Source organism: Peteryoungia wuzhouensis (genome assembly GCF_003205195.1).
Taxonomy (GTDB): Bacteria; Pseudomonadota; Alphaproteobacteria; order Rhizobiales; family Rhizobiaceae; genus Allorhizobium; species Allorhizobium wuzhouense.
In genome coordinates this window covers 889,019-908,689 of the sequence record NZ_QJRY01000001.1, presented here as the reverse complement: position 1 = coordinate 908,689, position 19,671 = coordinate 889,019, and the positions used below count along the sequence as shown (strand labels likewise).

The window sequence follows — 19,671 nt, the reverse complement described above, 5'->3', positions numbered from 1 at the left end:
GTCTACTCCGCAGCCGCCCGGCGCTGGGATGAGATCTGGGTCATGAAGGCTCGGAGCGCCGCCGGGCGCACCGGTTTGTGCTGCAGCGTGATCGAGTGACGCTCGGCTTCGGCGCGGACCTCTGCCGAACGATCGGCCGTGATCAGAAGGGCTGGAATATCAGACTTGGTGAGTGCCCGCAGCCGCAGGATCGCGCCGACACCACTACCGTCGCCGAGATGGTAGTCGGCAATGACGAGGTCCGGGGCGGGCGTGTTGTCGACAGCCGCATCCATTTCGGCGATCGAACCGGCGCACAGGACGTCACAGCCCCAGCCGGAAATCAGCAGCTGCATGCCTTCCAGGATCTTCGGCTCGTTGTCGATGCACAGCACGCGGAAACCGATGAGCGAAGGTGTTGCGCGGCTATCGGCCGGCAGTTTCACCACACCCTCGGAAGCAGGCTTCGCGACATCAAGCGGCATGGACACCTTGAAGGTCGTGCCTTTGCCCGGCTTCGAGGCCAGTTCCACCGGATGATGCAGCACGCGCGCGATGCGGTCTACAATCGACAGGCCGAGGCCAAGGCCAGACGCTGTGCGCATGCCTTCTTCCAGGCGGGCGAATTCCTTGAAGACCGTCCGGAATTTCGATGACGGAATGCCGATGCCGGAATCGGTGACCTGGATCACCACCTTGTCGCCCTGCCGCCGCGCGCCGACCACGATCCGGCCGGAAGGCGTGTATTTGATCGCATTCGACACGAGATTCTGGATCAGGCGACGCAGCAGGGTTGGATCCGAACGCACCGAAAAGCGCGTCGGCATCACCACGAGCTTGAGGTTCTTTTCGCGCGCCATCGGGGCGAAGTCGGTCTCGATCTTCTGCAACAGACCGTTGAGCGGCACGCTGGAGAAGCGCGGTTTCATCGCGCCTGTATCGAGCCGCGATATGTCGAGCACGGCGCCGAGAATGGCTTCCACCGATTCCAGCGCGGAATCGATGTTTTCGACCAGAGCACTGTTTTCCGAATCCCCCAGCCGTTCGACCAGCGACGAGGAATAGAGGCGCGCCGCATTGAGCGGCTGCAGGATATCGTGGCCGGCGGCGGCAAAGAAGCGTGTCTTGCCGATATTCGCCTCGTCAGCGGCTGCACGGGCTTCGGCCAGTGCATGGTTGACGCGGGTGAGTTCGGCGGTGCGTTCGCTGACGCGCTGCTCCAGCGTCTCGTTTGCCTGTTTCAGCGCCTGATCGGCCTCGACGCGGGCCGTGATGTCGCTGAAGGTCGCGACCAGACCCTTGTCCGGCATCAGATTGCAGCGGACTTCAATGATCCTGTTTCCGCCCGACAACACCATCTGGAAGGGATGATCGAATTGGTGGAAGCCGTGAATGACGGAGGCGACGTCTGTTGTTGCCACGTCGCCCCGCTGGGCCAGGATCGCGATCATGTCGGCGAGCGGAAAACCGACCTGACCCACATGTTCGGGCAGGTCGAGCAGGCTGCGGAAGCGGCGGTTCCAGATCGTCAGCCGATCGGAGGCGTCGAAAACCGCAATGCCCTGCTCCATCTGGGCAAGGGCGGTCTGCAGCATGTCCTGATTGTATTGAAGGGCTTCCGAAGCCTGGTCGAGCAGCCAGACGGTATCGGCGGACGGGTCCTCTGCCTTTTGCAGGATCAGCGACAGCACGAGGCGGGCCGAGGACGAGCCGATCGCGCTGCCGAGCAGCTGTTCGGAGAAATGGATGAAGGCCATGTCCGCCGGGCTGTCATCGGCAAGCTTGCGGCCCGCCGCCTGCTCATAGGAGCGGAAGGAACGCTCCATCCGCTCGTTGCCCAGGTAACGCGCGATGGCGGCCTTGAGATCGCCGACGGCGACGCTGGTCTTCCAGCCGCGCGTGGCGAAGTTGGAGCGCGGCTGGCGCTTGATGAAGATCGCCGACTGGATGCGCTCGACCGGGCGTGGATTGCGGCTGAGCGAGCCGACGACGAAGGCGAGCGTATTGATCAGCAAACTGAAGATCGTCGCATTGACCAGCGGGTCGGCATAGCGCGGCTCGAACATCGAGAGGCCGGGCAGCAGGAAACCGAGGACGCTGGAGGCGATCCAGGAATGGTCGGTCGCACCGAGGCTCGGCAGGAAGAGCAGATAGGCCCAGACGAGGAAGCCCGTCGTCAGGCCCGCAATCGCGCCGCGTGCATTGGCCCGCCGCCAGATCAATCCGCCGAACATGGCGGGCGCGATCTGGGCGATGGCGGCAAAGGAAAGGAGGCCGATTTTCGCGAGGCCCGTCGTGTTGTCGGCAGAACGGAAATAGACATAACCCAGCGCCAACACGCCGAAGATAGCCGTGCGGCGGATATGCAGAAGCGTCTTGGCGAAGTCTTCCCGCTGGCTGGGTCGCCCAAGCAGCCGCTGGCGCAGGAAGATCGGAAGAACCATGTCGTTCGAGATCATGATGGCGAGCGCAACGGACGCGACGATGACCATGGCGGTGGCTGCCGAAAAGCCCCCGATGAAGGTGATCAGTGTAACCAGGCCGTTGCCGGCCTCGAGCGGCAGCGACAGCACATAAAGGTCGGCATCGCCAGTGCCGCCGAAGGTCATGATGCCGCCGATCGCGGTCGGCAGCACGAAGATGTTGATGGCGATCAGATAGAGCGGCATCAGGATGCCGGCGAGCTTCAATTCGCGCGGCGTCCGGTTCTCGACCACGGTCACATGGAATTGCCGTGGCAACATGATGATGGCAAAGGCCGAGAGCAGGATCAGCAGAATCCAGCGGCTGGCGGGTGTCTGGTGCGACAGGGCTGCCATGACGTCAGCGCTCTGCGTCGCCCGCTGCCAGAGATCCGCCGGGCCATCGAACATCGTGTAGACGACGAAAATGCCGAGCGTGAAAAAGGCGACGAGCTTGACCACGGATTCCATCGCGATGGCAAGGATCAGGCCGTCCTGATGCTCGGTCGCATCCGTGTGGCGGGTGCCGAAGACGACGGCGAAGCAGGCGAGTAGGAAGGCGACGATCAGCGGCAGGTCGATGAAATAGAGATTGCCCGTACCGATCCCGTAAGCGGAGGGGTCCATGACCGCCGCAACAGAGCTTGAGACCGCCTTCAGCTGAAGCGCGATATAGGGGATGATCCCGACGAGATAGATGATGGTGACGAGCAGGCCGACGATCGGGTTCTTGCCGTAGCGGGCGGCGACGAAGTCGGCGCCGGAGGTGATCTTCTCGGTCTTGGCAAGCTCGACGATGCGCCTGAGGATCGGCATGCCGAGCGTATACATCAGGATCGGCCCGATATAGATCGCCATGAATTCGAGGCCCCGCTCGGCCGCCAGACCCACGCCGCCGAAATAGGTCCAGGACGTGCAGTAGACGGCAAGGCTCAAGGCATAGACCATGGGCCGGCCACCGGCCGGCACGCCTGATATCTTCGACTTGCGGTCTCCATAGCTTGCCACGGCAAACAGGAACAGCAGATAGCCGAGTGCCGCGACAACGATGATCCAGCCTGGGAGCACGCTTTCCTCCTCGTCGTACCCTGGGCCAACTCTAGGGGAAGTCTTCAGATTTTGAAATCGTCCCGGCCGTTGATCTAAAGTCGAAGAGAAATCGCAAAAGGTCGAAAATCACCATTTCCGAATGGACGAATTTTCATTAACCATGGCTCGGACTGTCGGGGACGGCGGTTGAGATGGCAGGACAAAGGAGCAGGGTATGCTGAACGAATTCAAGACATTCATTGCACGCGGCAACGTCATGGACCTTGCTGTCGGTGTGATCATCGGCGGGGCCTTCGGCCTGATCGTCAATTCTCTGGTTCAGGACATCGTCATGCCCGTCGTCGGCGTGGTGTTCGGCGGTTTCGATTTTTCCAACTACTTCATCGCGCTGAGCAGCAAGGTGACGGCCACCTCGCTCGCGGCCGCCCGCGAGCAGGGCGCCGTCTTTGCCTATGGCAACTTCATCACCGTGGTCATCAACTTCCTGATCCTTGCCTGGATCATCTTCCTGATGGTCAAGGGCGTGAACACGCTGCGCAAGTCGCTCGAGAAGGAGGAGCAGAAGGTTGCCGACGCTGCCCCGCCGCCGGCCGATATCCAGCTGCTGACCGAAATCCGCGATCTCCTGAAGAGCCGCTGACCGAAGGCAGAATGCGGTCGGGATCGCGTCCCGGCCGCGCTCATCCATCACCCGGATCGATCCCTTCCTCACGGAATATCATGGGATTTTTGCCCGGGGATCGGTTAGACAGGGCACTTCGATTCAAGGAGAGCCCACCGCATGTCTTTGCTGGAAAGCCTGAGCCCGCGCGCCCTCGCAGCCCCTGAAAGCGGCATCGTCGAGATCATCAATTATGCGCGCGGTCGCGATGGCCTCTTGCCGCTCTGGGCGGGCGAGGGCGATCTGCCGACGCCGGACTTCATCAATCGCGCGGCCAGTGAAGCGCTTCTCGGCGGCGAGACCTTTTACACCTGGCAGCGTGGCATTCCCGAACTGCGCCAGGCATTGTCCCGTTATTACCAGCGCCATTTCGCGGTCGATCTGCCGGCCGAGTGCTTCTACGCAACCGGCTCCGGCATGCAGGCGATTGCGCTCGCCGTCCAGGCGCTGACCTCGCCGGGTGATGAGATGATCTATCTCTCGCCCTGCTGGCCGAACATCGTTGCCGCCATCGATCTGGCCGGCGGCAGGTCGGTCGGCCTGCCGCTGACCTTCGCGGAGGGACGCTGGGTTCTGGATCTCGACCGGCTGGAAAAGACCATCACGCCCAAGACCCGTGCGCTGTTCATCAACACGCCTTCGAACCCGACGGGCTGGACCGCCACCCGCGAGGATCTGAAGGCGATTCTCGATATCGCCCGGCGCCATGGGATCTGGATACTCGCTGACGAAATCTACGCGCTTTATTATTACGGTGGCGCCGAACGCGCTCCATCTTTCCTTGACGTCATGGAAGAGGGCGACCGGGTGGTCTTCGCCAATTCCTTCTCGAAAAACTGGTCGATGACCGGCTGGCGTGTCGGCTGGATCGTAGCCCCGCCGGAGCTTGGGCAGGTGCTCGAAAACCTCATTCAGTATTCGACGTCAGGCGTTGCGCAATTCATGCAGCGCGGCGCGGTCGTGGCGCTTGACGAAGGCGACGAGTTCGTCCGTCAGAACATTGTCCGCGCAACCGCGTCGCGTGACATCCTGTGCGATGCCCTCATTGCCACAAATCGGGTCGAGACGTTGAAACCCGAGGGCGCTCTCTACGCCTTTCTGAAGATCGACGGCATTACCGACAGCCGACAGGCAGCGCTCGACATCGTCGACCGGACGGGTGTCGGTCTGGCGCCGGGAACGGCTTTTGGCGAGGGCGGTCTGCCGTTCCTGCGAGCCTGTTTCCTGCGCAATCCGGCACATATCGAGGATGCGGCAGACCGGCTCGCCGGCTTCATCAAGGCGTTATGAGCCGCCGGCATTGGTCGAAGGGTGGAAACTGCATAAAATGCGAGTAAATGCATTTACCTGTCTTTCAGCAAAACTCGTAAAATGCAATCAGTTTCAATCACTTGAGGCCGCTTGATAAGCACTCGGAAAGATAAGGCGTGCTTCAGTCTTCCCCATAAGAAAATGCGGGAAGAAAATCATGGCGATCTTGGTAACCGGCGGCGCCGGCTATATCGGCAGCCACATGGTCTGGGCTTTGCTGGATGCGGGCGAAGAGGTCGTGGTCGTCGATCGGCTCTCGACGGGCTTTCGTTGGGCCGTGCCCCCGCAGGCGCGTTTCTATCTCGGTGACATCGGCAAGCCATCGGTCTTGAAGCATGTCTTCGCGGAAAACGACATCGAGGCCATCATCCATTTCGCCGGTTCGATCGTGGTGCCGGATTCCATTGCGGATCCGCTCGGTTATTACGAAAACAACACCGGCAACACCCATCGCCTCCTCGCAGCCGCCGTGAAGGCGGGCATCGACAAGATTATCTTCTCCTCGACTGCGGCCGTCTACGGCACGCCCGACACCTCGCTTCCGATCCGCGAGGACGCACCCCTCAGGCCCGAGACGCCTTATGGCCAGTCGAAGATGATGAGCGAACAGATGCTCAAGGATACGGCCCGGTCGCATGGTCTCAACTATGTCGCCCTGCGCTATTTCAACGTGGCCGGCGCCGATGTGAAGGGGCGTAGTGGCAATTCGGCCATCGGAGCGACCCACTTGCTCAAGGTCGCCTGTGAGGCCGCGCTTGGCCGGCGCAAGTCGATGTCCGTCTTCGGAACGGACTACGATACGCCCGATGGCACTGGCGTGCGCGACTACATCCACGTCAACGATCTCGTCGATGCGCATCTGCGTGCCCTCTGCTACCTGCGCAAGGGCGGCGGTCCTCTGGTTGCCAATTGCGGCTATGGGCGTGGCTATTCCGTGCTCGACATCATCGATGCGGTTCAGCGCGCGACGAACCGGACCTTCGAAGTCGACTATACCGATCGCCGCCCGGGCGACGCAGGTCTCGTGGTCGCGGATTCCACCTTGGCACGCACGGTCCTGGACTGGCAGCCGAGATATGACGATCTCGACGTGATCGTCGAGACGGCGCTGGCATGGGAGCGGCATCTCGAAGCGATGGCGGCCCCGGATATCAAGGATCTTCGCAAGCTCGCCATCGGGTTCTGATACACAGTTCGTTGCGCCAGAAGAGCACCGCCCCGCTTCGTCGGGGCGGTGTTTTCTGTCTGTCGGTTGCCTGCGGCTGTCATTTCTTGATTTGAATCAAGATCAATGCTGCGCCGCAGTCCTATCACTGCACACGGAAGCGCCGGCCGCTGATTGGGCAAGGCGTATTGTGTTGCGGAGAGACGAGATGGCGATGCGACAGGGCGGATTGTTGGCTGCAGTGGTGATTGTCGCAGTGGCAGGTGGTGCCTACTACGGCTGGAAGACCTATGCCGGCGACGGACTGCCAGACAATATCGCCAGCGGCAATGGCCGCATCGAAGCGGTGGAAATCGACATTGCGGCCAAGGGCGGCGGCCGGGTGAAGGAGATCCTGGTCGGAGAAGGCGATTTCGTCACCGCCGGCCAGACCCTTGCGCAGATGGACACCGACCAGTTACAGGCCGGTCTTCGCCAGGCCGAGGCCGAACGGCGCCGGGCAGAGATCGGCGTCGAAACGGCCAGGAGCCTCGTTGCTCAGCGCGAAGCCGAACGGGCGGCCGCGGTGGCGACCGTCGACCAGCGCGAGGCCCAACTCGACGCGGCGTCCATCAAGCTTGCGCGGGCGGAGCGGCTGATCCAGAGCAACACGACCAGCCAGCAGGCGGTGGACGACGATCGGGCGAACGTGGCCAGTGCCAAGGCCGCGCTCGCCGCTGCCAAGGCCCAGGTGGCGGCCTCAGACGCTGCGATCAGCGCGGCAAAGGCACAGATTGTCAATGCCGAGGCGGCAGTTGATGTGGCGGCGGCGGTCATCGAGAAGGTCGGTGCAGACATTGCCGACAGCGTCCTGCGTGCGCCGCGCGACGGCCGCGTTCAGTACCGTGTTGCCCAGCCGGGTGAAGTTCTGGCCGCCGGTGGCCGCGTGTTGAACATGGTGGATCTCGCCGACGTCTATATGTCCTTCTTCCTTCCCACTGCCGAAGTCGGACGGATCGCGCTGGAGAGCGAGGCACGGATCGTTCTCGATGCGGTGCCGAACTACACGATCCCCGCCCGCGTCAGTTTCGTCGCCGATGTTGCGCAATTCACCCCGAAGACGGTGGAGACGGATGAGGAGCGTCAGAAGCTGATGTTCCGCGTCAAGGCGACGATCCCGAAGGAACTGCTGAAGAAATACATCCACCAGGTGAAGACCGGGCTGCCCGGGGTGGCCTATGTCAATCTCGACCCGAAGGCGCCCTGGCCGGAAGCCCTCACCAGCACGCTGGTGAAGTGACATGGAAGCCTTATCGCGCAGTGACGCGGGGCAAAGCCCCGTGGTGCGCCTCGGTGGCGTGAGCCTCGCTTATGGCAAGACGCCGGCTCTGAGATCAGTCACCCTCGACCTGCCCGCTGGCGTGATGGTCGGCCTGATTGGTCCGGACGGCGTCGGAAAATCAAGCCTGCTCTCGCTGGTGGCGGGGGCTCGCGTTATCCAGTCGGGCCGTGTAGAGGTCCTTGGCGGCGATATGGCCAACGCGAAACATCGCCGCGACAGCTGCCCGCGCATCGCCTACATGCCACAGGGTCTGGGCAAGAACCTCTATCCCACGCTTTCCGTTTTCGAGAATGTCGAATTCTTCGGACGCATTTTCGGCCAGGACCGGCATGAGCGGGAGCGACGAATTCGCGGTCTGCTGAAGGCGACGGGGCTGGCGCCCTTTTCCGACCGCCCGGCCGGCAAGCTGTCCGGTGGCATGAAACAGAAGCTTGGCCTGTGCTGCGCCCTCATTCACGATCCCGATCTGCTGATTCTTGACGAGCCGACCACCGGTGTCGACCCCTTGTCGCGCCGGCAATTCTGGCAGTTGATCGACGATATCCGTGCCGGCCGTCCCGGCATGAGCGTGATCGTCGCCACCGCCTACATGGAGGAGGCGGCGCGTTTCGACTGGCTGGTCGCGATGGATGACGGCCGGGTTCTGGCGACAGGCGCGCCGGCCGACCTGCTCGCCCGAACGCAGACGACCAATCTCGACGCGGCCTTCATCGCACTTCTCCCGGAAGAAAAACGAGGCCGGCACGAGGTCCTGTCGATCCCACCGAGGTCCAGCACCGGGGCGGTTGAGACAGCAATCCGGGCCGAGCACCTGACCATGCGCTTCGGCGATTTCACGGCGGTCGACAATGTCAGTTTCGAGATCCCGCGTGGTGAGATCTTCGGCTTTCTCGGCTCGAACGGCTGCGGCAAAACCACGACGATGAAGATGCTGACGGGCCTGCTCGCGGCAAGCGAGGGCAAAGCGGAGGTCTTCGGTCACCCTGTTGACCCGAAGGACATCAGCATCCGCCGCCGTGTCGGTTACATGAGCCAGGCGTTTTCGCTCTACGGCGAGCTCACCGTTCGCCAGAACCTCGATCTGCATGGTCGGCTGTTCGGCATGGCGGAAGCCGAGATTGCACCGCGGATCGCGGAACTGACAGACCGTTTCGGGCTGACCCCTGTGATCGACGAATTGCCCGACAGCCTTCCGCTCGGTGTTCGCCAACGCCTGTCGCTGGCGGTCGCGCTGATCCATCGGCCCGACATCCTGATCCTCGACGAGCCGACCTCGGGCGTTGATCCTGTCGCCCGTGACGATTTCTGGCAGATCCTGGCCGACCTGTCCCGGCGTGACAATGTCACCATCTTTGTCTCGACCCATTTCATGAACGAGGCGGAGCTCTGCGATCGGATATCCCTGATGCATGCCGGCCGGGTGCTGGTGACGGACACGCCGAAGGCCATCATCGCGAGCCGGACGGCAGGAAGTCTTGAAGAAGCCTTCATCGGCTACCTTGAACAGGCGATCGGCGAAACGGTGGCCCCCACCGCCGGCTTTGACGAAGAGATCGCCGAAACGGCACAAGCGCCAGCACCATCTCTGTCGCCGGCTTCCCCCAAGAGGAGGCCGCTCATCGACCGTCGTCGTCTCCTCGCCTTCAGCCGCCGCGAGGCGCTGGAGCTGCGCCGCGATCCCATCCGAGCGACACTTGCCATGGTCGGCAGCCTGATCCTGATGTTCGTCGTCGGCTATGGCATCAATCTGGATGTCGAAAACCTCACCTTCGCCACGCTTGACCGCGACGACACGGTGCTCAGTCGCGAATACATCGCCGAGATCTCAGGTTCGCGTTACTTCATCGAACGACCGCCGATCTCCGACTATGCCGAGCTCGACCGGCGCATGCGTTCCGGTGAAATCAGCCTCGCCATCGAAATCCCCCCCGGTTTCGGGCGCAATCTTGAAAGGGGCGGGCCTGCCGTCGAAATCGGCGCGTGGATCGACGGAGCCATGCCGATGCGGGCCGAGACGATATCGGGCTACGTCCAGGGCATGCATGCCGGCTGGCTTACCCGAAAAGCCCGGGAGCTTTACGGTGATGCAGCCGCCGGACGCTTTGGACTGGAGCTGCGTTACCGCTACAATCCGGGGGTCGAAAGCCTTGTGGCCATGGTGCCCGCCGTTATTCCCCTGCTCCTCATGCTGATCCCGGCCATGTTGTCGGTCCTCAGCGTCGTCCGGGAAAAGGAACTCGGCTCGATCACCAATTTCTACGTGACACCGGTGACCCGGCTCGAATTCCTGCTCGGCAAGCAGATCCCCTATCTGGCGATCGCCTTCGCGAATTTTCTGATGCTGACGGCCTTTGCCGTCTTTGCCTTCCGGGTGCCGTTGACGGGCAATTTCTGGGCCCTTGCTCTCGGCGCGTTTCTCTATGTTTTCGCGTCCACGGCGCTGGGGCTGCTCTTGTCCAGCTTCATGAAAAGCCAGATCGCGGCCATCTTCGGCACCACCCTGATCACGATCATTCCGGCCGTGCAGTTTTCAGGCATGTTGTCGCCGGTCTCGGCGCTGCAGGGGGCGGGCGCGTTGATCGGGCAGATCTATCCCGCAAGTCATTTCGTCACGATCTCCCGCGGCGTCTTTTCCAAGGCGCTGGGCTTCGCCGATCTGGGGGCGCCGCTGGTGGCGCTTGCAATCGTCGGGCCGGTGTTGCTGATCGCAGGGACCTTTCTCCTCAAGAAGCAGGCGGAGTGAACGATGCGACTGACCACCATCCTTCAACTCGGCATCAAAGAGTTGCGCGGTCTCGCCCGAGATCCTGCGCTGATGCTCCTCATCGTCTATGCCTTCACGGTGAACATCTATACGGCGGCGACTGCCGAGCCGGAAACGCTCAACAAGGCGGCAATCGCCATTGTCGACGAGGATCGGTCCCCGGTCTCGGAGCGCATCATCGCGGCTTTCTATCCGCCTTATTTCCTCCCGCCCAAGCTGATTACACCGGCCGAAATTGACGACCGGATGAATTCGGGTCTCGATACTTTCGTGTTGGATATCCCGCCGAACTTCCAGCGTGACCTGTTGGCAGGCAAGGCATCACAGATCCAGCTGAACATCGACGCGACACGCATGACCCAGGCCTTTACCGGCGGCGGCTACATCCAGCAGATCGTCACCAAGGAACTGAACAGCTTCCTGGATCGTGGCCGTGGCACAACCACCGTGCCGGCCAATCTCGTGCTGCGGTCACGCTTCAACCCAGAACTCGACAAAAGCTGGTTCGGGTCGGTCAACGAGGTCATCTCGGCGGTCACCATGCTGTCGATCATCCTGACCGGCGCCGCCCTCATCCGCGAGCGTGAACACGGCACCATCGAGCATCTGCTGGTCATGCCGGTCAGCCCGTCGGAGATCATGCTGAGCAAGATCTGGTCGATGGGTCTCGTCGTTCTGCTGGCCACGATATTCTCGTTGCTCGTGGTGGTCGAGGGAGCCTTGCAGGTGCCGCTGCATGGATCGATCCTCTTGTTCATCCTGGGGGCGGCCTTGCAGCTCGTCGCCGCGACCTGCATGGGCATCTTCCTTGCAACGGTTGCAGGCTCCATGCCGCAGTTCGGCCTCCTGCTGATGCTCGTGCTCCTGCCTCTGCAGATCCTCTCGGGCGGCATGACGCCAAGGGAAAGCATGCCGGAAGTGATCCAGTGGATCATGACGCTCGCGCCCAACACCCATTTCATGATCCTGGCCCAGGCGGTGCTGTTCCGGGACGCCGGGATCACGGTGGTCTGGCCGCAGCTTTTGGCGCTGGTCGCCATTTCCAGCGTGTTTTTCGCCCTTTCGCTGAAGCGGTTTCGCACCTTCTTGCGTTGAGGCTCTAACGGCCAGCTCTCAACGCAAAAAAGCCGGAGACGCGGCGGCATCTCCGGCTTTCGAGGAAACCGGCACCCGCAAGGGGGCGCCGGTCCATGAGGTCGCGTCAGGCCTGAAGGTCGAAACGATCCGCGTTCATCACCTTCGTCCAGGCGGCAACGAAGTCCTTCACGAACTTTTCGCTGTTGTCGTCCTGGGCATAGACTTCGGCATAGGCGCGCAGGATCGAGTTCGAGCCGAACACCAGGTCGACGCGGGTCGCGGTGTACTTCACGGCGCCGGTCTTGCGGTCGCAGATGTCGTAGGAGTTCTTGCCCGTCGGCTTCCAGGTAAAGCCCATGTCGGTCAGGTTGACGAAGAAGTCGGTCGTCAGCTGGCCTTCGCGGTCGGTGAACACGCCATGCTTGGAGCCGCCGAAATTGGCGCCGAGCACACGCAGGCCACCGAGCAGCACGGTCATTTCCACACCCGTCAGACCCATCAGCTGGGCGCGGTCGAGAAGCATCTCTTCCGGGCTGACGACATAGTCCTTCTTGGCGAAGTTGCGGAAACCGTCTGCGAGCGGCTCGAGCGCTGCAAAGCTTGCTGCATCGGTCTGCTCGGCAGTGGCATCCCCACGACCGGCGGCGAAGGGAATGTCGACGGTGTAGCCGGCAGCCTTGGCAGCCTGTTCGATGCCGACATTGCCGGCAAGCACGATGACGTCTGCGACGCTGGCGCCGAATTCCGCGGCGATCAGTTCAAGAACCGACAGCACCTTGCCGAGACGGGCCGGCTCATTGCCTTCCCAATCGCGCTGCGGGGCGAGACGGATGCGGGCGCCATTGGCACCGCCGCGCATGTCGGACTGGCGATAGGTGCGGGCGCTGTCCCAGGCGGTTGCAACCAATTCGGAGACCGACAGGCCTGAAGCGGCGATCTTCGCCTTGACGGCGCCGACGTCGAAATTCTCAGGGCCGGCCGGAATCGGATCCTGCCAGATCAGGTCTTCTGTCGGGGCTTCCGGGCCGATGTAGCGAACCTTCGGGCCAAGGTCGCGATGGGTCAGCTTGAACCAGGCGCGGGCAAACGTGTCCTTGAAGTATTCAGGGTCGGCCATGAACTTTTCGCAGATGGCGCGATAGGCCGGATCGACCTTCATCGCCATGTCGGCATCGGTCATCATGGGCATGCGACGGACAGACGGATCGGTCGCGTCAACCGGCATATGCTCTTCCTTGATGCCAACCGGCTGGTACTGCTGGGCGCCAGCAGGGCTGTGCGTCAGTTCCCAGTCATAGCCGAACAGCAGCTCGAAATAGCCCATGTCGAATACGGTCGGGTTCGTCGTCCAGGCGCCTTCGATGCCGGAGGTGACAGCGAGGCTTGCCTTGCCGTTCTGGTTCGGGTTGAGCCAACCGAGGCCCTGGTTTTCAACTTCGCCGGCTTCCGGCTCGACGCCGAGGGCCTGGGCATTGCCGTTGCCATGCGCCTTCCCGACGGTGTGGCCGCCAGCGGCGAGTGCTGCAGTTTCTTCGTCGTTCATCGCCATGCGGGCGAAGGTTTCGCGAACCTGCGCGGCGGTGGCCATCGGGTCCGGCTTGCCGTTCACGCCTTCCGGATTGACGTAGATGAGGCCCATCTGCACGGCGGCAAGCGGGTTTTCCATCGTGTCAGGCTTGGTGACGTCGTCGTAACGGTTGTCGGACGGGGCGAGCCACTGCTTTTCAGCGCCCCAATAGACGTCCTTTTCCGGACCCCAGATGTCGGGGCGGCCAAAGGCGAAGCCGAAGGTTTTCAGACCCATGTCTTCATAGGCGACGGTGCCGGCGAAGAGGATGAGGTCGGCCCAGGAGATCTTGTTGCCGTACTTCTTCTTCAGCGGCCACAACAGGCGGCGGGCCTTGTCGAGGCTGGCATTGTCGGGCCAGGAATTGAGCGGAGCAAAGCGGATATTGCCGGTGCCACCGCCGCCACGGCCATCGGCCAGACGGTACGAGCCGGCGGAGTGCCAGGCGAGACGGATCATCAATCCGCCGTAGTGACCCCAGTCGGCCGGCCACCATTCCTGGCTGTCACGGAAGAGAGCCTTCATGTCCGCCTTCAGGGCGGAAACGTCGAGCGACTTCACGGCTTCGCGATAGTCGAAGTCCGTGCCCAGCGGGTTCGTCTTCGTATCGTGCTGGTGCAGGATGTCGAGGTTCAGTGCGTTCGGCCACCAGGCCATGACGGTGGAGCCGGTTTCGGTGTTCGAACCGTGCATGACCGGACATTTGCCGGCGCCATTGTTGCTCATTGTATCCATAATTGCCTCCTAGAAGAACCCGCGTGTGGCTGGCTGCAGCCGCCTTCATCCGTTGAAACACGGCAGCGTCACAGCCTGATGAAGTGCCGGCAAGAGGCGGGGGGCCAGTGCCGGCAGCCGGTCATTTGGCCCGCGCATTGCGATAGGATCGCGGTCCGGCCGGCAGCTTCTGGAATTGTTCTAGCAAAGCGATTCGATTAATGTAAGTTAGAAAAACTGATAAGTTCCATAGGTTTTGGTTATGATAAATTTCACGCTCCGCCAGTTGCGCTATTTCGATGCGCTGGCCCGCCACGGCCATTTTGGCCGTGCGGCCGAGGCGTGTTCGATTTCCCAGCCAGCACTTTCGGTGCAGATCAAGGACCTTGAGGAAGCGCTCGGCGCCGAACTTTTCGAGCGTTCCGCGAGGCAACTCCGCCTATCGGCCTTCGGTGAAGAATTCCTGCTGCGGGTGCGCGACATCCTGCGCTCGGTCGATGAACTGGGCGATCTCGCCCGCGCCCATCGCCGCCAGCTGGTGGGGAGACTGCGGATCGGCGTGATCCCGACGGTTGCGCCCTATCTTCTGCCGGCCATGATCTCCAGCCTGACCCGCGCCAATGCCGATCTCGACATCCATGTGCGGGAAACCGTGACGCCCAAGCTCATCCAGGAACTGGCCGACGGACGGCTCGATACGGCAATTGTAGCACTGCCGATATCCGAGCCATCAATGCAGGAGATCCCGCTGTTCGATGAGAGCTTCGTGCTGGTCAGGCCGCTGGAGGATGAGGCCAAGCCGGTGCCGAACAAGGATATGCTGCGCGAAATGCGCCTTCTGCTTCTTGAGGAAGGACATTGCTTCCGCGAGCAGGCGCTGTCCTTCTGCGACATGGGCTCGGTGCGGCCGCGTGAAATCCTTGATGGCAGCTCTCTGACAACGCTGGTGCAAATGGTGGGTGCCGGCATCGGCGTGACGCTCATCCCCGAAATCGCCATGTCGGTCGAGACGCGCTCGGCCGCCGTCTCGGTTGCCCGCTTCCAGGAGCCGCAGCCATCGCGCACCATCGGCATGATCTGGCGCAGGACGAGCCCGATCGCCCGGCAGCTGACAGAGGTGGCGGACGTCGTGCGCCAGGCAGCGGGCGAGCTGCGGGCAGCGGTGGCTTAAGGCTCCAGTCCGGCACAGCGGGCCGTGTTGCGGATATGGGTTTCCATCTCCAGCTTCGCCCTTTGGCCGTCATTGGCGCGGAGCGCCGCAATGATCTTGCGGTGTTCGCCGATCGATTCGCGCATGCGTTCCGGATCGGTGATCGGGATCGGCTGGCGCTGCGTTTCCGTCACCTGATCACGCACGGTCTGGTAGAGCGCCTTCAGCATGGCGTTCGAGCAGGCGGAGACAATGGTGCCGTGAAAGTCGAGGTCGGCTTCGACATTGGCAAGCAGGTCCTGGTTTGCCCAGCACTCTTCCATGGTGCGGGTTGCCTGCTCCATCCGCTCAAGCTGCAATTGCGTCAGACGACCGGCTGCAAGCCTTGCGATCTCGCCTTCCAGCAGAATTCGGGTCTGGAATACATCGAAGACGGAATAGCTGTCGGAATAACGCCACGGGGCCATATGGCCCGGTGCCCCGCTCGCGCTCTGGGCGGGCTTGACGACGAAGGTGCCACGCCCGGCTTCGGTCTTCAACAGGCCCAAGGTTTCCAGCGTCAGCAGGGCTTCGCGCAAGGAGGCACGGCTGATGCCGAACTTCTGCGAGAATTCCCGCTGCGACGGGATTTTCTCACCGGCCTTCAACTGGCCGGAGTGAATCATGGTCTGGATCTCGCGTGCCACCGATTGTGGAACAAGCGTCTTGTTGAACATGCGATTCCTTTTCCCGACCGGTGCCATCTGGCATCGGCATTGTATTTTTTCACAAGCCACCTTGCCAAGCGGAAACGAGCATGCTTGTTTGGCCTGACTGGTCTGACCAGTTAGACCAAATGTAGATTGAGTCATGTTCAAAAAACAAGGGGAACTCTCATGACACGCGCATCGAGCATCAAGACAACACTTCTCGCGGGCCTGTTTGGCGTCTTTGCCACGGCGGCCGCGAACGCTGCCGATTTGACCGTCGGCGCCAATATCGGCAACGTGCCCTGGGAATTCGAAGATGCCAGCGGCAAGGTCACCGGCTTCGAGGTCGATCTCGTCAACGAGATTGCCAAGCGCCTCGGCAAGACAGTCGAATTCGTCAACACGCCGTTCAACGGCCTCTTCCCGGCCGTCCAGTCCGGCCGCATCAACATGGCGATCTCCTCGATCACCATCACCGAGAAACGCCTGGAATCGGTCACCTTCGCCCAGCCCTATTATGACAGCGACCAGTCGCTGACCGTCACGGCTGCCTCAGGCATTACCGGCCTCAAGGACATGGGTGGCAAGGTCGTTGGCGTCGATACCGGCTCCACCGGCGACATGTGGGCTGAGGCGCACAAGGACGAATACAAGCTCGGCGAGATCCGCCGCTTCGAGGGCCTGCAGCCTGCCATGCTCGACCTCGTCGCCGGCCGCGTCGACGGCTACATCTCCGACATCCCGGCGCTTCTCTACTACGTCAAGGACAAGCCGGAACTGAAGGTGGTCGAGCGCATCCCGACCGGCGAGAAATATTCGATCATGTTCAACAAGAACGACCCGCTCGCAACCGAAGTGAATGCCGTCATCACCACGCTGAAGGGTGAGGGTTTCATCGCCAAGCTGCATGAGACCTGGTTCGGCGCCAAGGCCGAAGACACGACCTCGACGGTCGCCGTTCTCGATATGCCCAAGGGTAAGTAACGCTCGAAACGCGTCCGGCGGAACAGTCATGTTCCGCCGGTCTGCCACGGGAGCCAAAGCGGCATGACACTTCTCAATACCTTCTTCAATCTGCAGGTCATGATCGACAGCCTGCCGCAACTCTTGTGGGGGCTGGTCGTCACGCTGGAGATCGGCGTCACCAGCATTCTGGTCGGTCTCGTCGGCGGCCTCTTCCTCGCCGTCAGCAGGCTCTATGCGCCGGGCTTCATCAAGCTCGTGATCCGCATTTACATCGACATCTTCCGCTCGATCCCGCTGCTCGTGCTGCTGATCGTCGTCTACTACGCATTGCCTTTTGTCGGCATCCGCCTCTCGCCATTTCTCTCGGCCGTGACAGCACTTTCGCTGGTCTCGGCCGCCTATACCGCCGAAATCTTCCGCGCCGGCATCGAGGCAATCCCGCATGGCCAGTTCGAGGCGTCTGCAGCGCTCGGGCTGTCCAACAAGGACACGATGGTCGACGTGATCCTGCCCCAGGCGATCCGGATCGTCATTCCGCCACTCACCAACAACTGCATCAATGTCATGAAGGATACGGCGCTCGCCTCAGTCGTTGCGATGCCGGATCTGCTCAAGCAGGCGACCCAGGCCCAGGCGCTCGCCGCCAACCCGACGCCGCTGATCGGCGCAGCGTTGATCTACATCGCGTTGCTCTGGCCCATGGTCGCCGTCGTCGCCCGCCTTGAGAAACATTTCAGCCGGGGGAAACGCTGATGGATAAGGCCCCGCTCATTTCTATAAGAGGCCTGAAAAAGGCCTATGGCACTTTTACCGTGCTGCACGGCATCGACCTCGACATCGCCGAAGGTGAGGTGGTCTGCGTCATCGGCCCCTCGGGCTCCGGAAAATCCACGCTGATCCGCTGCATCAATCACCTTGAAGCCTTTGATCCGGAGAGCCGGATCACGGTCGACGGCATCCGCGTCGAGCCCGGTCCGGCACTCGCCAAGGTCAGGGCCGAAGTCGGCATGGTCTTCCAGTCCTTCAATCTCTTCCCGCACATGACGGTCTTGAAGAACGTCATGCTGGCGCCGATGCGGGTACGCGGAACGTCCCCGGCCGAAGCCGAACGCAAGGCCCGCGAATTGCTTGCCCGCGTCGGTATCGGTGAACAGGCGGAAAAATTCCCGGGCCAGCTCTCCGGCGGCCAGCAGCAGCGCGTCGCCATTGCCCGCGCGCTTGCCATGGAACCACGTGTGCTGCTCTTCGACGAGCCCACCTCCTCGCTCGATCCGGAAATGGTCGGCGAGGTGCTGGATGTCATGCGCAAGCTCGCCGGCACGGGCGTCACCATGATCGTCGTGACCCACGAGATGGGCTTTGCCCGCCAGGTCGCCGACCGGGTGATCTTCATGGATGGCGGCCGGCTGATGGAGGCCGGCACACCGGCTGAAATTTTCGATGCCCCGAGGCAAGAACGGACGCGCGGCTTCCTGCGCGCCGTCCTCGAACACTGAACAAGAAGAAAATCCGGAGGACGCCAAGAATGGCCACCGCTTCAACGCTCGACCTCGACTATGTCCGCAGCCAGTTTCCCAGCCTCGACCGCGGCTGGACCTTCTTCGACAATGCCGGCGGATCGCAGATCCTGAAAGGCGCCGTCGAGCGCATCAACACCTTCCTCTACGAGAAGAACGTCCAGATCGGCGGATCCTACGAAGTGTCGCAGGCTGCGGCCGCAGCACTCTACGAGGCGCGTACCGCCGCAATGCATCTCGTCAACGCCAGCCGTCCGGAAGAGATCGTTTTCGGCAATTCGACGACCGCGCTCATCCAGAACCTCGCCCGCGCCATGCACAGCCAGCTTTCTGTCGGCGACGAGATCGTCATCACGGTGGCGGATCATGAATCCAATATCGGCCCCTGGGACCGGCTTCAGGAACGCGGCGTGGTTCTGAAGATCTGGCCGCTCAACAAGGAAACCCTGACGCTCGACCTCGCCGATCTCGCGCCGCTGATGAGCGAGCGGACGAAGCTCGTCTGCGTCACCCATTGCTCGAACATCCTGGGCTCGATCAATCCGATCCGCGAAATCGCCGATTTCGTCCATGCCCGTGGCGCCAAGATCTGCGTCGATGCGGTCGCCTATGCGCCGCATCGCGCCGTCGATGTGCAGGCCTTCGACGTCGATTACTACGTCTTCAGCCTCTACAAGACCTACGGCCCGCACTACGCGCTGATGTACGGCAAATATGACCTGCTGCTCGAACTCGACACGCTCTACCACTACTTCTACGGCAAGGATAAAGTCCCAGGCAAACTCGAGCCGGGCAATCCGAACTACGAACTGGCCTATTCGACCTGCGGCATCGTCGATTACCTGACGACGCTGGGCGAGCAGGCCGGCGAAACCGGCAGCACGCGTGCGAAGATTGAGGCCGCCTATGGCGCAATCACCGCGCAGGAAAATGCCCTGACCGAGCGGCTTCTCACCTATCTCCGCTCGCGCAACGACTGCCGCATCATCGGACAGGCCGTCAACCGGGACAGCCAGCGTGTGCCGACGATCGCCTTCCGTTTCGACGGCCGCGAAGCATCCGATCTCTGCAAGGCGATGGATGCGGAGAAGATCGCCATGCGTTTCGGCGATTTTCACTCGCGCCGGCTTGCCGAATATCTCGGCCTAACCGACCATGGCGGCATGCTGCGCGTCTCGATGGTGCATTACAACACGATTGAGGAGGTGGACCGCTTCACATCAGCCCTCGACCGAATTCTCTCCGGCGAAGCCGGCCTCGCCAAGGCGAGCTGAACCG

The 19,671-nt window shown here is 62.0% G+C and carries 14 protein-coding genes; 11 read left to right on the top strand and 3 right to left on the bottom strand.

Annotated features, from left to right (window positions below; translation table 11 throughout):
• Positions 1–2: 2 nt before the first annotated feature.
• Positions 3–3,509, bottom strand: coding sequence for a hybrid sensor histidine kinase/response regulator (locus DMY87_RS04500; RefSeq protein ID WP_110790044.1), 3,507 nt, complete (start codon positions 3,507–3,509; stop codon positions 3–5).
• A gap of 196 nt (positions 3,510–3,705) precedes the next feature.
• Between DMY87_RS04500 and mscL the strand changes: the two genes are divergently transcribed.
• From mscL to DMY87_RS04470, 6 genes are all read left to right on the top strand, one after another.
• The gene (gene mscL, locus DMY87_RS04495) at positions 3,706–4,131 is read left to right on the top strand and encodes a large conductance mechanosensitive channel protein MscL (protein WP_110790043.1); all 426 of its coding nucleotides are present in this window, start codon (positions 3,706–3,708) and stop codon (positions 4,129–4,131) included.
• A gap of 141 nt (positions 4,132–4,272) precedes the next feature.
• Entirely contained in the window at positions 4,273–5,442 is a 1,170-nt protein-coding gene (locus DMY87_RS04490; protein WP_110790042.1) for a pyridoxal phosphate-dependent aminotransferase, read from the top strand.
• A 178-nt stretch (positions 5,443–5,620) separates the two neighbouring features.
• Complete coding sequence (gene galE / locus DMY87_RS04485; protein WP_110790041.1) at positions 5,621–6,649, top strand: UDP-glucose 4-epimerase GalE; 1,029 nt, start codon at positions 5,621–5,623, stop codon at positions 6,647–6,649.
• A gap of 187 nt (positions 6,650–6,836) precedes the next feature.
• A complete protein-coding gene (locus tag DMY87_RS04480; RefSeq protein ID WP_110790040.1) occupies positions 6,837–7,907 on the top strand; it encodes an HlyD family secretion protein in 1,071 nt (356 codons plus the stop codon).
• 1 nt (position 7,908) lies between these two features.
• Positions 7,909–10,692, top strand: a complete 2,784-nt coding sequence (gene rbbA / locus DMY87_RS04475; protein WP_110790039.1) for a ribosome-associated ATPase/putative transporter RbbA — start codon at positions 7,909–7,911, stop codon at positions 10,690–10,692.
• A 3-nt stretch (positions 10,693–10,695) separates the two neighbouring features.
• A complete protein-coding gene (locus DMY87_RS04470) occupies positions 10,696–11,808 on the top strand; it encodes an ABC transporter permease (protein ID WP_110790038.1) in 1,113 nt (370 codons plus the stop codon).
• A gap of 106 nt (positions 11,809–11,914) precedes the next feature.
• Here DMY87_RS04470 and katG read toward each other — a convergent pair whose 3' ends face one another.
• On the bottom strand, positions 11,915–14,092 hold the full coding sequence (gene katG, locus DMY87_RS04465; RefSeq protein ID WP_110790037.1) for a catalase/peroxidase HPI: 2,178 nt from the start codon (positions 14,090–14,092) through the stop codon (positions 11,915–11,917).
• 241 nt (positions 14,093–14,333) lie between these two features.
• Here katG and DMY87_RS04460 point away from each other — a divergent pair, with 241 nt between their 5' ends.
• The gene (locus DMY87_RS04460; protein ID WP_110790036.1) at positions 14,334–15,242 is read left to right on the top strand and encodes a hydrogen peroxide-inducible genes activator; all 909 of its coding nucleotides are present in this window, start codon (positions 14,334–14,336) and stop codon (positions 15,240–15,242) included.
• On the opposite strand, the gene DMY87_RS04455 is transcribed toward DMY87_RS04460, so the two are convergent.
• Positions 15,239–15,937: a FadR/GntR family transcriptional regulator gene (locus DMY87_RS04455; protein ID WP_110790035.1), complete on the bottom strand. Its 699-nt coding sequence runs from the start codon at positions 15,935–15,937 to the stop codon at positions 15,239–15,241. The two genes, DMY87_RS04460 and DMY87_RS04455, sit on opposite strands and share 4 nt — an antisense overlap.
• Before the next feature lie 159 nt (positions 15,938–16,096).
• On the opposite strand from DMY87_RS04455, the gene DMY87_RS04450 reads away from it, so the two are divergent.
• The 4 genes from DMY87_RS04450 to DMY87_RS04435 all read left to right on the top strand — a co-directional run bounded on the left by DMY87_RS04450 (position 16,097) and on the right by DMY87_RS04435 (position 19,667).
• A complete protein-coding gene (locus DMY87_RS04450) occupies positions 16,097–16,894 on the top strand; it encodes an ABC transporter substrate-binding protein (RefSeq protein WP_110790034.1) in 798 nt (265 codons plus the stop codon).
• Between the two features lie 63 nt (positions 16,895–16,957).
• Positions 16,958–17,629 carry an amino acid ABC transporter permease gene (locus DMY87_RS04445; RefSeq protein WP_110790033.1) on the top strand — a complete coding sequence of 224 codons (672 nt, stop codon included), beginning with the start codon at positions 16,958–16,960 and terminating at the stop codon, positions 17,627–17,629.
• Entirely contained in the window at positions 17,629–18,372 is a 744-nt protein-coding gene (locus DMY87_RS04440) for an amino acid ABC transporter ATP-binding protein (protein WP_110790032.1), read from the top strand. Before DMY87_RS04445 ends, DMY87_RS04440 begins: the two co-directional genes overlap by 1 nt.
• 29 nt (positions 18,373–18,401) lie before the next feature.
• Positions 18,402–19,667 carry a cysteine desulfurase-like protein gene (locus DMY87_RS04435; protein ID WP_110790031.1) on the top strand — a complete coding sequence of 422 codons (1,266 nt, stop codon included), beginning with the start codon at positions 18,402–18,404 and terminating at the stop codon, positions 19,665–19,667.
• Positions 19,668–19,671: the final 4 nt, after the last annotated feature.